Source organism: Saccharothrix lopnurensis (assembly GCF_042658445.1).
Classification (GTDB): Bacteria; Actinomycetota; Actinomycetes; order Mycobacteriales; family Pseudonocardiaceae; genus Actinosynnema; species Actinosynnema lopnurensis.
In genome coordinates, this window is the sequence record NZ_JBHSQO010000014.1 from 180,323 (window position 1) to 195,634 (window position 15,312).

Annotated in this window: 12 protein-coding genes; 6 read left to right on the forward strand and 6 right to left on the reverse strand. The window is 73.5% G+C overall.

Annotation, left to right across the window (positions count from 1 at the left end; genetic code table 11):
• Positions 1 to 92 precede the first annotated feature (92 nt).
• Together ACFP3R_RS16740 and ACFP3R_RS16745 are read right to left on the reverse strand one after the other, a co-directional pair.
• Positions 93 to 1,439, reverse strand: coding sequence for an O-antigen ligase family protein (locus ACFP3R_RS16740; protein ID WP_380637127.1), 1,347 nt, complete (start codon positions 1,437 to 1,439; stop codon positions 93 to 95).
• 1 nt (position 1,440) lies between these two features.
• A complete protein-coding gene (locus ACFP3R_RS16745) occupies positions 1,441 to 2,568 on the reverse strand; it encodes a hypothetical protein (RefSeq protein ID WP_380637128.1) in 1,128 nt (375 codons plus the stop codon).
• 94 nt (positions 2,569 to 2,662) lie between these two features.
• On the opposite strand from ACFP3R_RS16745, the gene ACFP3R_RS16750 reads away from it, so the two are divergent.
• Positions 2,663 to 3,631 carry a TolB family protein gene (locus ACFP3R_RS16750; RefSeq protein ID WP_380637129.1) on the forward strand — a complete coding sequence of 323 codons (969 nt, stop codon included), beginning with the start codon at positions 2,663 to 2,665 and terminating at the stop codon, positions 3,629 to 3,631.
• Between the two features lie 261 nt (positions 3,632 to 3,892).
• Here the strand turns inward: ACFP3R_RS16750 and ACFP3R_RS16755 are convergent, their stop codons facing one another.
• Genes ACFP3R_RS16755 through ACFP3R_RS16765 form a run of 3 tightly spaced genes read right to left on the reverse strand, consistent with a single transcriptional unit; the run spans position 3,893 to position 7,577 of the window.
• Positions 3,893 to 5,104 (reverse strand): rhamnosyltransferase WsaF family glycosyltransferase, encoded by a 1,212-nt coding sequence (locus tag ACFP3R_RS16755; protein WP_380637130.1) that lies wholly within the window; start codon positions 5,102 to 5,104, stop codon positions 3,893 to 3,895.
• Complete coding sequence (locus ACFP3R_RS16760; protein ID WP_380637131.1) at positions 5,101 to 6,543, reverse strand: lipopolysaccharide biosynthesis protein; 1,443 nt, start codon at positions 6,541 to 6,543, stop codon at positions 5,101 to 5,103. Before ACFP3R_RS16760 ends, ACFP3R_RS16755 begins: the two co-directional genes overlap by 4 nt.
• Positions 6,528 to 7,577, reverse strand: a complete 1,050-nt coding sequence (locus ACFP3R_RS16765; protein ID WP_380637132.1) for a glycosyltransferase — start codon at positions 7,575 to 7,577, stop codon at positions 6,528 to 6,530. Before ACFP3R_RS16765 ends, ACFP3R_RS16760 begins: the two co-directional genes overlap by 16 nt.
• Before the next feature lie 81 nt (positions 7,578 to 7,658).
• Here ACFP3R_RS16765 and ACFP3R_RS16770 point away from each other — a divergent pair, with 81 nt between their 5' ends.
• From ACFP3R_RS16770 to ACFP3R_RS16780, 3 genes are all read left to right on the forward strand, one after another.
• The gene (locus ACFP3R_RS16770) at positions 7,659 to 8,519 is read left to right on the forward strand and encodes a glycosyltransferase (RefSeq protein WP_380637133.1); all 861 of its coding nucleotides are present in this window, start codon (positions 7,659 to 7,661) and stop codon (positions 8,517 to 8,519) included.
• Between the two features lie 14 nt (positions 8,520 to 8,533).
• Positions 8,534 to 9,811: a hypothetical protein gene (locus ACFP3R_RS16775; protein WP_380637134.1), complete on the forward strand. Its 1,278-nt coding sequence runs from the start codon at positions 8,534 to 8,536 to the stop codon at positions 9,809 to 9,811.
• 156 nt (positions 9,812 to 9,967) lie between these two features.
• Complete coding sequence (locus tag ACFP3R_RS16780) at positions 9,968 to 11,179, forward strand: cytochrome D1 domain-containing protein (RefSeq protein WP_380637135.1); 1,212 nt, start codon at positions 9,968 to 9,970, stop codon at positions 11,177 to 11,179.
• A gap of 86 nt (positions 11,180 to 11,265) precedes the next feature.
• Here the strand turns inward: ACFP3R_RS16780 and ACFP3R_RS16785 are convergent, their stop codons facing one another.
• Positions 11,266 to 12,468: an MFS transporter gene (locus ACFP3R_RS16785; RefSeq protein WP_380637136.1), complete on the reverse strand. Its 1,203-nt coding sequence runs from the start codon at positions 12,466 to 12,468 to the stop codon at positions 11,266 to 11,268.
• An 84-nt stretch (positions 12,469 to 12,552) separates the two neighbouring features.
• Between ACFP3R_RS16785 and ACFP3R_RS16790 the strand changes: the two genes are divergently transcribed.
• Together ACFP3R_RS16790 and ACFP3R_RS16795 are read left to right on the forward strand one after the other, a co-directional pair.
• On the forward strand, positions 12,553 to 13,335 hold the full coding sequence (locus ACFP3R_RS16790; RefSeq protein WP_380637137.1) for a WecB/TagA/CpsF family glycosyltransferase: 783 nt from the start codon (positions 12,553 to 12,555) through the stop codon (positions 13,333 to 13,335).
• A gap of 2 nt (positions 13,336 to 13,337) precedes the next feature.
• A partial coding sequence (locus ACFP3R_RS16795; RefSeq protein WP_380637138.1) for a glycosyltransferase occupies positions 13,338 to 15,312 on the forward strand: 1,975 nt, incomplete at its 3' end.

Genomic DNA, 15,312 nt, shown 5'->3' on the forward strand with positions numbered 1-15,312 from the left:
GGTGCGCGGTGGGCGGCGCCCGGTCCACGACCGGGCGCCGGCCCGGCGGTTCACCGGCCCGGCCGGGTGGTGAACCACCCGGCCCCCGTCCGCTAGCGGACCGCTCCGCCGGCCCGCACGTCCGCCCGGTCCCGCATCCGCTGCTCCGCGCCCGGCTCGGCCGAGGCGATCCGCAGCGCCGCCCCGGACAGCCCCACCATGGTGAACACCATGCCGGTCGCCACGCCGAAGCTCAGCAGGTCGAACGTCGCCGAGGCGATGCCGCCGACCAGCACCGCCGCCAGCAGGCAGCTGGCCAGGCCCTTCAGGTTCTCGTCGCCGCTGATCAGGCGTGCCCGCACGGTGGCGTAGCAGGCGGTCAGGAACATGCCGACGAGCGCGAACAGCCCCAGGTAGCCGTTCTCGATCAGGGTCAGCAGGAACTGGTTGTCCAGGATCGTGTACTTCGTCGGCAGGAACGTGCTGAAACCCCGGCCCAGCAACGGGTTCAGGTCGATCTGGTCGGCCGCCGCCTCGTAGTCCGCGGTGCGCGCCTTGACGCTGGGGTCGTCCTCGATGTTGGAGAACATGCCGCGGATCGTGCCGAACAGGCCCGGGACGGTGAGGCTCGCGCCGAGGAAGAACGCGGTCCCCATCAGCGCGACGGTCAGCTTGCGGCGGCGGGGGAGCGTGAGGATCAGCACGACGCCCGCCACGGTCATGCCGAGGATGGCGGTGCGGGACAGCGCGGTCAGCCCGCCCAGGCCGACCAGGGCCAGGCACAGCCACCAGCGCAGCTGCGGCGTGCCCTCGTCGCGGGCGCGGAACACGTAGTGCGCGCCCAGCGGCACGGCCATCGCGCACACCAGGCCGTACTCGATGGGGTGGTTGGTGGTGCCGGTGGGGCGGCGGAAGATCGACCGGCTCTCCATCGCCGAGTAGGCGTTCTCCTGGGTGCGCAGGCCGGGCAGGCTCACGTAGGAGGCGAGGTCGATGCCGGCGCCGAACTGGACCAGGCCGACGAACGCGATCAGCGCAGAGCAGGCCAGCACCAGCTTGAGCACCTTGTCCAGGCGCTCGCGGGTGCGGATCGCGTCGCAGGCGAAGATCGCCACGCTGATGGTGGCCACGATGCGGACCATGCCGCTGTCGGCCACGGTCAGCTCGTCCATGGGCAGCCAGCGGCGGGTGGCGACGGCGTAGGTGGCCAGGTGCATGGCCAGGTAGAGGAGGACGGCGGTGCGCAGCGCGTTGCGGCCCTTGCCCATGCCGAGGCTGTCCACCATGTGGGCGGACAGCGACAGCACGCCGAGCACGAGGGCCACCACGAGCGCGGGCGGCAGGGTCATCGGCACGAAGGACAGCACCAGGCGGGCCGGGATCACCAGCAGCGCCAACAGGTAGGCGCAGACGAGCGTGGCACCGTCCGCGCGTTGCCGCACGCGGGTCAGGGCGCTCATCTCACGGGGTGTCTTCGCGGGCGGGCCAGGTCGGCGCGCCGGGCTTCGGCTGGTCCGGTCGGCCGACGGCGGTGATCTTCACCGTCTTCTCGCTGGCCGTGGGCTGGACCTTGACCGTCTGCTCGGCGGCCGTGGGCGCCCTGCGCACGGGCGGGCGCGGCCCGGGTGCGCCCACCGGCTGGTCGGGCCGGCGCGGCTGGCCGGTGACCGGGGGCCGCGCCTGCTGGCCCTGCTGGTTATGCGCCTGCTGCTGACCCTGGCGGTCCTGGCGCTCCTCCGCGACGGCCTCGGCGGTCGGCCCACCGCCGCCCCGTTCGACCTGCTGGGGCCTCGCCCCGCCGTCACCGCCACGGGCGTCGTCCGGACCACGATCACCCGGACCGCCGCCACCACCCGGACCGCCGCCACCACCCGGACCGCCGCCACCCGAACCGCCACCGCCACCACCCGGACCACCGTCGCCGGCGGCCTCCCCGGCGGCAGCGGCTTCCTTGCGCCGCTTGACCTTGCCCATGACGCTGTCCGAGGCGAACGTGACGGCCAGGGTGAACAGCATCATCAGCACGAACCCGGCCCCCGCGTACCGGACCTTCCCGCCGATCTGCGCCTCCGCCGTCGTCGGGTTCACGATCACCTGCGAGGTGATGAACGTCGGCTCCGGGGCGTTGAGCTTGCGCTGCTGCGCCTCCAGTTCCGAGCGGGCGAAGTCCAGCACCGTGGTGACCAGCTTCTCGGCCTCGTCCGGTGACTCGCAGTCGGTCACCACGAACATGAACGGGCCGTTCATGCCGCCGCCGGCGGCGGTGAAGTTCGCGGTCGAGCCCTCGACGATGCCGAGCTTCTCGCGGGTCTTCGGGTCGGCGAGGATCTGGGCGATGATCTGCGAGGTGGTCGACAGGCTGCCGTCGAACGCCAGCAGCGGGTTGATCCTGACCGCTTCCTCGGGGGAGACGTTCTCCGAGAAGGTGCCGCCCGCCGACGGCGAGGTGAACACCATCACACCGGTGGACTCGAAGCGGGTCGGGATCGACACGAAGACCCCCGCCGCCACGCCCACGGCCAGGAGCGCCGACGGCAGCGCGATGTACCAACGCCTCCGCAGGACACGCAGCGCGCCCCAGAAGTCCATCCGTTCCCCGATCCGCGTTTACCCTGCGTAGAGGTGTGCAAGGGTGTTGTTACCCTGAAATCGGTTGGCTTGCGCCTTGTCGTTACAGGTGGTGATGGATTTGGGCTCGCGGCGCGTCGTGCTCGCCGTCGTCGCCATCGTACTGGTCGTCGTGGCGGGCGCGGTCTACGTGATGGCGGTGGCCCGCGAGGGGTCCCGGGTGGCTCCCGCGGCCGCCTCGGCGGGCCGGGGTGACCTGCTCTACGTGGAGCTGGCCGACGGCCGGTCGCGGGTGGAGCAGCTGAGCCTGGCCGACCCCGGCGCGCGCAGCGCCACCGGCCGGACGTGCCAGCGCTTCTACCGCGCGGGCGGCACCGAGGTGTGCCTGCGGCTCGCCGGTCCGGGGCCGACGTACGAGGTGGAGGTGTCGCGCGGCGGGGCGGTGGTGAAGACCGTGCCGCTGCCCGGGATACCGAGCCGCGCCAAGGTGTCGGCGTCCGGCCAGGTGGTCAGCTGGACCTCGTTCGTGACCGGCGACTCGTACGCGGTGCCGGGCGGTTTCTCCACCCGCACCGGGTTCCTGGACCTGCGCAGCGGCGAGGTGGTGGAGAGCCTGGAGGGCTTCGCGGCCGACGTCGAGGGCAGCCCGCACTCGGCGCAGGACACCAACTACTGGGGCCTGACCGTCGGCACCGACGACCGGACCTTCTACGCCACCCTCGCCTCCGGCGGCTTCACCTGGCTCGTGCGGGGCGACCTGCGGACCCGTGCGGTCACGTCGTTGCGCCGCGACGCCGAGTGCCCGTCCCTGTCCCCGGACGGCGCCAGGATCGCCTACAAGAAGCGGATCGGCCGCCTGGGTCCCTGGGACCTGGCCGTGCTGGACCTGGCCACGGGCGCCGAGACCCGCCTGCCAGGCACCGCGGGCGTGGACGACCAGGCCACCTGGCTGGACGACGACACCCTGGCCTTCGCCGCCGTCCCGCGCGACGCCAGGCACCCGGCGGTCCACCTGGTCCCCGCGGACGCCACCACCCCGGCCACCCTCGTCGTCCCCGACGCCACCAGCCCGTCCCCGACCTGACCTCCACGAACCAATCGCGAGTCGTACGTCCAGACCCACCGTGTCGTACGTTCGCGACCCCCGAGTTCAACGTTCACGTCGCTCCGCGCCTGGTCAGCGGTTACCCGTCGGTAACCCAAGCACGGACGCGAACGTTGAACTCACCCGTCCTGAACGTACGACACGGTGGTCGTGAACGTACGACTCGCGCGGGGTTGAACGTGTGACTCGGGGGGTCCGGAGGTACGACACGCGAGGTCTGGACGTACGACTCGCGCGGGGTCAGAGGGAGTGGGTCAGGAGTTTTTCCAGGTGGTGGCCCGCGGCGTCCCAGGAGCGGCCGGAGACGCTGGTGGAGGCGGCCAGGGCGGTGGCGGCGAAGTCCGGGGTGGTGACCACGTCGCTCAGGGCGCGGGCCAGGTCGTGGGGGGTGGCGGGGGCGTAGCGGACGTGGTCGTTGTCGAGGACCACGCGGTTGTGGACGGCGTCGTTGACGACCGGGACGCAGCCGGCGGCCAGCATCTCGTGCGGCACCAGCGAGACGTTGGTCATGGACAGGCTCAGACCGGCGTAGCAGCGGTTGTAGAGGTCGTTGAGCCGGTCCGGGGTGATCAGGCCGTGGTCGACGTGGCGCGGGCCCAGGGAGCCGATCTTCTCGCCGTAGGTGTGGATGGTGACGTCCGGGTGCCGGGCGGCGAAGACCTCCAGGGCCAGCAGGCCGACCTCGATGGCGCGGCGGGGCGCCAGCCGCCGGGCGTAGAACACCACGCCGTCCCGCCGCACGCCCTCGCGCAGGTGGTAGCGGTCCGCGTCGCAGCCGAAGTCGAAGTGGTCGGCGGACATGCCGATCTCGCCGCGCAGCTTGTCCGCCAGGTAGCGGCCGGCGGTGAAGCCGTGGAAGCCCATCCGGTAGGTGTTCTCCGCCAGCGCCGACAGCCCGCCGACCGGGTAGAACCACGGCTCGTAGTCCTGCACGAGGTAGAACCGCCTGCCCGCGCACGGGTCGTTGAACACCGGGTAGGCGGTCATCCACGCGGTGGCGAACACGGCGTGCGCGTCGGCCATCCCGTCCAGCACGTCGAGCACCGGACCGCGGAACCCCGGGTACGCCGACCGGATCACCGGCTCGTGGTCCGCCGCCCGGCTGCCGTACACGTCGTACAGGTACAGCCGGCACGTGTGCCCCAGCGACTCCAGGTGCTCGACCAGCCGGAACATCGTGGTGTGCCCGCCGGAACCGGGCGCCGGCGGCGTGCTGACCCAGTTCACGGTCAGCCGCCCGTCGGCCGGCACGGGCGGCACCACCACCGGCCGCGGCGAGCCGAGGTCCGCGGCGCGCACGTCCTCCAGCCGCACCGGGAACACCTCGGCGCCCGCCCCGAGCCGCCGCGCGGCGTTGTGCAGCGCGCGGACGCCCACCTGGCGCACCCCCTCCTCGCGCACGATGCGCGAGACCTGGTGCGCGCGGCGCTGCAACTGCTGGACGACCCTCACGCTTTGCTCCTCCTCAGCAGCCCCAGCACCTCGTGGCGCAGGGGGAAGACGACGGCGGCGTAGGCCAGCGACGCCAGCGCGCCACCCGCCAGCAGCCGCCACAGCGGTTCCTCGACCACCCACTGCACGCCCACCGCGACCACGACCATCACCGCGCCGCCGAGCACCGGGCGCGCCACGGCCGCACCCAGCACCCGCGCCCGCAGCCCGTAGGGCCGGAACGCCAGCAGGTACGCGGGCACGATGAACACCAGCACGACCACGCTCTGCGCGACCGCCACGCCCCGGATGCCGTCCAGGTGCGCGCCCAGCGCCAGCAGCGGCACCAGCGCGACCAGCCACACCAGGTGGATCACCAGGATGGCCCGCGACCGCCCGGCACTGGCCAGGTAGTCGTACCCCAGCTCCAACGCCACGCGCAGCGCGCCCAGCAGCACCAGCAGCGCCAGCGCCTGAGCGGCGGGCGCCCACCGCTCGCCGTAGACGATCCGCACCAGCGGGTCCGCCAGCGCGGCCAGCAGCACGCACGCGGGCACGGTCGCCAGCGCCAGCAGCCGCAACGCGCGGGCGAACGTCCGCGCGAGCAGCTCCGGGTCGCCCCTGACCTGCGAGAACGCCGCCAGCGACACGCTGCGCACCGGTTGCGAGAACGCCGCCACCGGCCAGTTCGCCAGGTTGACCGCCAGCAGGTAGTACCCCAGCGGCACGGTGCCCAGCACGCTGCCGACCACGATCTGGTCGACGTTGAGCACGCCGAACACCAGCAGGCTCGCCCCGGCCAGCGGCAGGCCGAACGCCAGCAGCTCGCGCGCCTGCCGCGGGTCGAACCCGGGCCGGTAGCGCCGCTCGGTGTAGGCGAACATCACCCCGGCCGACACCAGGTTCACCGCGATGCGCTGCCAGGCCAGGCTCCACGCGCCGAACCCCAGCACCGCGAGCACCACCACCACGGTGGTGCCGACGACGAACCCCGAGGTGTCGGCCACGAACTTGTGGTTCTGCCGGAACTCCCGCTGGAGCAGCGCGCCCGGCACCGCCGACGCCCCCGCCACCACCAGCGACACCGACATGAGCTGGATGACGCCGGTGGCCTGCGGGGTGCCCATGGCGGCGGCGAAGAACGGCGCGCCGACCACGCACGCCAGGCACAGCAGCACGCCCGAGGCGATCGACAGCGTGGTCACCGTCGGCGCCAGCTCGTCGACGGGCTTGTCGCTGCGCACCAGCGCGACGCTCACGCCCATCTCGCTCACGCTGAGCACGATGTTGAGCACCACCAGCGCGACCGCGAACACGCCGAACTGCTCGGGCGCGACCAGCCGGGCGATCAGGACGCCGACGCCGACCTGCCCCAGCCTCTGGAGGAGGCTGTTGACGGCGCTCCACCGGATCGCCGAGGTGACCTTGCGCTCCAGGCCGGCGGTCACTGCCCGCGCCACTTCCACAGCTGCTTGCCGACCAGGCCCCGGCCGCGCTTGACCAGGTGCGAGCCGAGGAACAGCTGGGTGCGGCTGCACACCTTCGGGCCGAGCGCGCGCCGCCGCCGCAACGCCCGGTGCTCGGCCAGCCGCCCGGTGTCGGGGTAGACGCGGCGGGCGAAGTCCTCCAGCTCGGCCACCGGGATCTCGTCGAGCTGGTCGCGGTCGTAGGCGCGCACCGCCCGCCACAGCGCGTCGCGCGCGATCGACCGGTTGGCCAGCGACCGCAGGCGCGCCGGCAGTTCGGGGTGCTCGCGGAAGAACAGGTCGAACACGGCCTGCCGCTGCTCCAGGTCCGCGAACAGCGACGAGAACCGGGTGCGCATCATCGACTGCTGGTGCACCCGGTAGTAGGCGGCGGGCTCGCCCCGCACGTAGCCGATGTCGGACACCGCGGCGATGCGCATCCACATCTCCAGGTCGCCCGCGTGCGGCAGGTCGGGCCGGTAGCCGCCGACCGCCTGCTGCACCGACGTGCGCACCACGGCCTCGGGGGAGGACAGCACGTTCTGACCGGTGCGGCAGCGCGCCTCGACCCAGTCCACCCCGGACCACACCGTGCGGGCGGCGGGGGGCGTGCGCACCTTCGGCAGGGCGTCGTGGTCGCTGTAGTAGACCACCCGCCCGTACACCATGCCGACGCCCGGGTCGGCCTCGAACACCGCGGTCGCGCGGGCGAGCCAGCCCGGCGCCAGCAGGTCGTCGGCCGACAGCAGGACCGAGTAGTCGGCCTTGGCCCACTCCAGCAGGCCCTCGTTGTAGGTCGCGATGTGACCCTTGTTCACCTCGTGGCGGCGGCCCTCGACCCGGGGGTCCCGCACCAGCTCGGCCATGACCTCGGGGGTGTCGTCGTCGGACGTGTCGTCGATGATCAGCACCCGCACGTCCACACCGGCCTGGTCGAGCACGCTGTTCACACAGGCCCGCAGGAACCGCGCGTAGTTGTAGCAGGGGATGACCACGTCGACCGTGGGTCGTGCCGAGGGCTCAGTCACGCCCTACTCATCGTGGGCGACCGCGGATCGTTAACGGTCCGCCCCCGATCCCGATGTACGGGTGACGGGAAGGGGTTCTCGATGGACCACGTTGTGCTGACGCGCTTCAACCTGCCGTCCGTGGGCGCGGAGAGCGTCGTGCGGGCGCGGGAGGGCTGGCTGGTCGAGCGCGTCGGGCTGTTCGAGCGGTACTGCCTGCCCTCGGTGGCGGCGCAGACCTCCTCGAACTTCCGGTGGCTCATCTACTTCGACCCGGAGAGCCCCGGGTGGCTCAGGGACCGGATCACCGCCCACGGCGACGCCTACACGCCGGTGTTCCGCACGCAGGTGAGCCGCGAGGAGCTGGTCGAGGACGTCTCGAAGCTGTTCGCGGTGCGGGGCGAGGGCCTGATCACCACCAACCTCGACAACGACGACGGCCTGGCCGCGGACTTCGTCGCCCGCCTCCAGGCCGACCGGCCGACCGGCCGCCGCACCGCCCTGTACCTGGCGAACGGCCTGGTCAAGAGCCCCGGGGGGCTCTACGCCCACCACGACCCGGACAACGCGTTCGCCTCCCTGCGGGAGAGCTGGGACGACCCGGTCACCTGCTGGGTGGACTGGCACAACCGCCTGCACCGGCACGCCGAGGTGGTGTCGCTGGGCGGCGCGCCCGGCTGGCTCCAGGTCGTGCACGGCGGCAACGTGAGCAACCGCACACGCGGCCGGCTGGTCCCGCCCGCTCCGCACCGGGCGCTGTTCGGCGCCGCGCTGGACGACGTGCCGGAGCCCGCCGCCCGGCTGCTGGCCCGGGACCGGTTCGTCGGGCACCCGCTGCGGGTGGCGCGCGACGGCGCCCGGTACGCGGCCAAGACCGCGGCGATGCGGCTGCTGGGTCCCGGCGGCTTCGAGAAGGCCAAGAAGGCGCTGGCCGCGCGCGGCCGCGCGCGGACGAGCGGCTGAGGGGGACCGGGACGGTGGCCCGCGCACCGGGTCTGCTGGCGGTGCTGGTCCTGACGGCGGCCTGCGTCACCGGGGAGCAGGGCCGCGGGGAATGGGGAGGTGGGGAGCGGGGCGGGGAGGAGGCCGGACCGACCCCGATCCCCTCACCCGCCTACTACCGGAAGTGGGCCAACGGCCCGAACCCCACCGGCGACCGGAACGTCTTCCCGATCACCGTGTGGATGCAGGACCCGTCCGGCGTCGAGCACGGCGAGAAGCTGGGCCGCGCCTTCCCCCGCATCGGCGTCGACCTCGGCATCGGCCTGTGGGAGGACGAGTGGTGGTACCTGCGCCAGGAGGGCCTGTACGAGACCGACTGGCGGGTCTACGTGGACCCGGTGCGCGTCGACACCGTGCTGGCCGACACCGCGCACGCCCGCAACTACGTCGGCTACCTGGTGGCCGACGAACCGGACATGAACAAGGTCTACGGGGACGTGTTCAACCCGGACATGCAGCCCTCGGCGATCCTCGCGGCCGCCGACCGGGTGCGCGCCCGGGACCCGTCGCGGCCCACCTACCTCAACTTCAGCCCGTGGATGGGCACGCCGACCGGTGAGATCGGCTACGGCCACGTCGAGCGGTCCTACGAGGAGGACATGCGCACCTACTGCTCGGCCGCGGACATCGCCTCGGCCGACTACTACGCCTGGACGCACCCCGACCGCAACCACACGGTCGGCGCGTACGCCTACGGCGAGGTGATCGACACCATGCGCAAGTGGTGCGGGCCGGACAAGCCGCTGTACGGGTTCGTGGAGACCGGGCACCCGCACACGCACGGCGAGATCATCGACGCCGACCAGCTGGAGGCGGCGGTGTGGAACACCGTCCTGCACGGCGCCACCGGCATCAACTACTTCGCGCACAGCTTCTACACCGAGGGCCGCGGCGAGTACTCCAGCGTGCTGACCCGCCCGGAGATCACGCGGCGGGTGACGGAGGTCAACGCGCGGCTCAAATCGCTCGCGCCCGTGCTCAACGCGCCCGACGAGCCGGGCGTGCGGGCGGCCGCCGACAGCGGCATCCCGGTCGCCGTGCTGCACAAGCGGGTCGACGGCGCCACGTGGGTGCTGGCGCAGACCGACGGGAACCGGACCCACCCCCGGAGCCTCGCGGCCCGGGTGACGCTGACCGTGCCGGTCCGGGAGGGCACGGCGACCGTGGTCGGCGAGGACCGGACCGTGCCCATCCGCGACGGCCGGATCGTCGACGACTTCGCCCCGTACGGGGTGCACATCTACCGGTTCTGAAACCCTGGAGGCAGACAGTGCTGTCCACATCCCCGCGAGCGCTGGGCGGGGTGGTCGCCCTGGGGGCGGCGCTGCTGCTCGCGGCGCCCAGCGCGACCGCCGCGCCGACGACCCCGGCGGGCCGCCGCCGCGCCGACGACCGCCGCGCCGACCCGCGTGCTCGGGTACGTGGCCAACAACGGCGGCGGCGTGTCCGTGCTGGACACCGCCACCGACGCGGTCACGACCACGCTCGGCGACTCCGCCGACGGCTCGCCCTACGGGGTGGGCGTCGCGTTCGACGGCGCGCGCGCCTACGTGACCAACGTGCGCGACAACACCCTGACCGTCATCGACACGCCGACCAACACCGTGGACGCGCGGGTGCCGGTGGGCGACGGCCCGGCCGGTGTCGTGGTCTCGCCCGACGGCGGCCACGCCTACGTGTCGAACTACCGGGCGGGCACGGTGTCCGTGGTCGACGCGGCCACGCTCACCACGACCGAGACCATCCCGGTCGGCCCGAACGCCGACGGCGTGGCGATCAGCCCGGACGGCGGCCGGCTGTACGTGGCGCACGACGTGGCCGGCCCCGGCACGGTGTCCGTGGTGGACACCGCCACCAACACCGAGGTCGCGGAGATCCCCACCGGCTCCACCCCGACCGCGCTGGCGGTGACCCCGGACGGCGCCAGGCTGCTGGTGGTCAACAAGGCGTCCAACGACGTGGCGGTGGTGAGCACGGCGACGAACGCGGTGCTCGGCAGGGTCCCGGTCGGCTTCATCCCGCACGGCATCGCGGTCTCGCCCGACGGCTCCCGCGCGTTCGTCACCAACAGCGAGGGCCACACCCTGTCCGTGGTCGAGGTCGACACCCTCACGCACGTCGCGCAGGTCCCGGTGGGCCGTCGCCCGATCAGCGTCGCCCTCACCCCGGACGGCTCCCGCGCCTACGTGACGAACTTCCTCGGCGGCACGGTGTCCGTCGTGGACACCGCGACCCTGGCCGTGACCGGGACGGTGCCGGTCGGGGTGAACCCGGTGGGCATCGCGATCCACGCCGTGCCGCCCGCGTCGACCGAGCTCACCGCCGGCCACGCCCAGCTCCAGCTGCGGCTGCTGCTCGGCTTCACCGTGCGCGGCCTGGACGCCAGGCTCGTCGAGTCGCACACCGGCCGTCCCGTCGTCGGCGAGCGGGTGGCGTTCCGCACCGTCAAGGGCCACCCGCTGTGCGCGGCCACCACCGACGACCGGGGCGTGGCCAGGTGCGACGCCCGGGTGCCGCTGCTGGTCGGCCTGGACACGCTCCTGCGCGGCCACACCGCCGGTTTCGCCGGCGACACCGAGCACGGCAGGTCCGTCTCGCACGGCCACACCACCCTGCTCTGACCCCGTCCCCCTGATCTCGCCCGGGAAAATCCCCGTGGCGCCCTCCCCGCGAGGAGGGCGCCACGGGTTTCCCCACCACGGGGTCTCTAGGCCCCCAGCCGCCAGGCCACCACCACGGCCACCAGCAGCGCGCCGATCGCCACGTGCACGGCGGTGCCGAACGCGGCGTACTGGAGCAGGAAGCCGAACGCCACCGAGGACGCGAACCGGGCCAGCGCCTGCCCCGTCTGCACCACCGCCAGCCCCGAGGCCCGCAGCGTCTCCGGCACCAGCGCGCTCACCCGCGCCGACAGCACGCCGTCGGTGGCGGCGTAGAACAGGCCGTGCAGCAGCAGCGCCGCGCCCGCGCCGAGGTAGCCGGTGCCGGGCACGAGCAGCACCGCGTACACGCCCAGCAGCAGCACGTGCCCCACCAGGAACACCGGCCACCGGCCGACCCGGTCGGCCAGCCTGCCCACGGGCGCGGCGGCGACCAGGAACACCAGCGCGGTGCCCAGCGGGAACAGCGCCAGCAGGTGCAGCGGCGCGCCGGTGGCCCGCTGCACCAGGATGAACACGAACGCGTCGGACAGCGTCGCCAGGCCCAGCACCGCCGAGGCGACCGCCACCCTCCGGTACCCGGCGCCCCGCAGCAGCGCCAGCCCGGCCCGGACCGACGGCTTCGGCCCGGCGGGCGCGGGCGCCGGGTTCTCCCGCACGAACGCCACCAGCACGATCAGCCCCACCACGGCGAAGCAGGCGCTGACCGCGAACACCGGGCCGGCGACCGTGCCGATGCCGTACAGCAGCAGGAACGTCACCAGGGGCCCGAGCAGCGCCCCGACCGTGTCCATGGTGCGGTGCAGGCCGAACGCCGCGCCCAGCCGGTCCGGCGGGGTGGCCAGCGAGATCAGGGCGTCGCGCGGCGCGGTGCGCAGGCCCTTGCCCGCGCGGTCGGCGGCCATCGCCGCGCCGATCCCGAACGCCGACGCGCCCACCACCGGGAAGATGAGCTTCGTCACCGCCGACAGCCCGTAACCGACCGCGGCGACCGCCTTGTGCCGACGGGTGCGGTCCGACAGGTGCCCGCCGACGAGCCGCAGCACCGCCGTCGCCCCCGTGTACAGCCCGTCGAGGAAGCCGAACTGCGCGTAGCTCATGTTGAGCGTGACGAGCAGGTAGACCGGCATGAACGCGGTCACCATCTCGGCCGACACGTCGGTCAGCAGGCTCACCGCCCCCAGCGCCACCACGGTGCCGGGGACCTTGCCCCTGACCTGCTCGCGGGGCCGGGCGGACGCGACGTACATGCCTCGGATATCGGCTACGGGCGGTGACCGTTACCGGGGCGGGGTCGCCGTAACGGCGTCCGCGCCCCCGCCGATGACGCGGGTATGCCGGAGATCTCACAGGCCCGCGTCCGGGTGGGCGCCGTCGACGTGTGGGCCGTGCCCGAGTCCGGCCTGGCCGAGCACGTCGCCGCCGCGTGGCGGCGCGCCGAGGGCGGCGCGATCGTCACGGCCAACGTGGACATCGTGCGCGCCGCCACCCTCGACCCCGCGCTGGCCGCGCTCGTCGCCGAGTCGGAGGTCGTGGTCGCCGACGGGATGCCCGTGGTGTGGGCGGGCCGGCTGGCGGGCGTGCCCGTGCCGGAGCGGGTCACCGGCTCGTCGCTGGTGTTCACCCTCGCCGGGGTCGCCGCCCGCGAGGACCGCTCGGTCTACCTGCTGGGCGGTGACCCGGGCGTCCCGGAGAAGGCCGCCGACGCGCTCGTGGCCCGGTTCCCGGGGCTGCGCGTGGCGGGCACGGACTCGCCGCCGTTCGGCTTCCACACCTCCGCCGAGCTGACCGCCGAGGCGGTCGCCGCCGCGGTGGAGGCCAAGCCCGACCTGGTGCTGGTGGGCCTCGGGTTCCCCAAGCAGGAGCGCCTCATCCGGCTGCTGCGCGCGGAGCTGCCCGAGACCTGGTTCCTGGGCTGCGGCGCGGGCATCCCGATGGCCGCGGGCGAGTTCCGCCGCGCCTCGGGCGTGGTGCAGAAGGTCGGCGCCGAGTGGCTGCACCGCCTCGCGCTCGAACCGCGCCGCCTGGCCAAGCGCTACCTGCGCGACGACCTGCCGTTCGCGTTCCGCCTGCTCGGGGGCGCGCTGCGCACCCGGTTCCGCCGTCCGGGGGAGTAGAAGTGCCGCTTGCCGTGGTCGTGGTGACCTACCACAGCGCCGACATCGTCGAGGACTGCCTCAGATCGGTGGCCGCCGCGCTGGAGTCCATCCCGGACGGTCGTGTCGTGGTGGTGGACAACGCCTCCACCGACGACACCCTGGAGGTGGTCGCGCGGGTCGCGCCCGACGCCCAGGTCGTCGCGCGCCCCACCAACGACGGGTTCGCCGCGGGCGTCAACGCGGGATTCGCCGCCGCGCCCGACTGCGACGTCCTCGTGCTCAACCCGGACGTCCGCCTCGAACCGGACGCGATCGCGCTGCTGCGCACGGCCCTGGCACAGCCCGGCACGGGCGTCGCCGCGCCGCGCCTGAGCAACGTCGACGGCTCGCCGCAGCTGTCGTTGCGGCGGGCACCCACCCCGCTGCGCTCCCTGGGCGAGGCCGTGCTCGGCGGCACCCGCGCCGGCCGGCACGATGCGCTGGGCGAGCTGGTCTCCGACCACCGCCGGTACGCGACCCCGGGCACCGTCGACTGGGCGACCGGCGCGGCCTGGCTGATCTCCCGCGAGGCCCGCGAGGCCACCGGCGTGCTGGAGGAGCGGTACTTCCTGTACTCGGAGGAGACCGAGTACATGCTGCGCCTGGGGGAGCGCGGGTACTCCGTCCGCTACGAGCCGCGGGCGCGGGCCGTGCACTTCGGCGGCGAGCAGTCCACCTCGCCGGTGCTGTGGTCGATGGCCACCACGAACCGGGTGCGGATGGCCCGCGAGCGCCACGGCCGCCCGCGCGCGTTCCTGATGTGGCTCGCCGTCCTGCTCAACGAGGTGCTGCGCGCCCCCCGCCACGCCAAGCACCGCACGGCGGTGCGGGACCTGCTGCGCTGGCGGCGCTGGCCCGCCCGCCCCGGGCAGGGCCCGGAGCACGGCTGGATCTGCTTCTCCGCGCAGGACTGGTGGTACCACAACCGGGCGCACTCGGACTTCCAGCTGATGCGGTCGATGGCCGGGCACCGCCGGGTGCTGGTGGTCAACAGCATCGGGATGCGGATGCCGACCCGGGGCAACAGCACCCACGTGGCCCGGCGCATCCTGCGCAAGCTGCGCAGCGTGGCCAAGTTCGTGCGCCGGCCCATGCCCGACTTCTACGTGATGTCCCCGCTGCCGCTGCCGTTCTACGGCTCGCCGTTCCTGCGCCGCGTCAACGCCGTCCTGGTCCGCGCCCAGGTGCGCCTGGTCGCCACCGCCCTGCGCCTGCACACCCCGGTGATCATGGTCACCATCCCGACCGCGTGGGACGTGGTCGCCCCGATGCGCCGGCACCGCCTGGTCTTCAACCGCTCGGACCGGCACTCGGACTTCCCCGAGGCCGACCGCGCGTCCATCGAGGTCCTGGAGCGCCAACTCCTCACCCACGCCGACCACGTCGTCTACGTCTCCCACGCCCTGATGGCCGAGGAGGCGCCGCTCACCGGCTCCCGCGCCCACTTCCTGGACCACGGCGTGGACGTGGACCACTTCACCGCCCGCCCGGAGCACGAGCGGCCCGACGACATCCGCGCCGTGCCCGGCCCGCGCATCGGCTTCTTCGGCGCCCTGGACGACTTCGTGGTGGACTTCGACCTGCTGGAACGGGTCGCCGCCGAGCTGCCCGACGCCTCCCTGGTGCTGATCGGCGACGCCACCCACCCCATGGAGCGCTTCGACAAGTACCCCAACGTCCACTGGCTGGGCTTCCGCCCCTACAGCCTCATCCCGGCCTACGGCTCGGCGTTCGACGTGGCGATCATGCCGTGGCAGGACAACAGCTGGATCCGGCACTCCAACCCGATCAAGCTCAAGGAGTACCTGGCCCTGGGCCTGCCGGTGGTCAGCACCGACTTCGCCGAACTGGCCGCCTACACCGGCCGCGTCCACGCCGCCACCTCCCACACGGACTTCGTCGAGGCCATCCGCACCGCCCTGACCACCCTCGCCTCCCCTCCCCCCACCCCTCCCC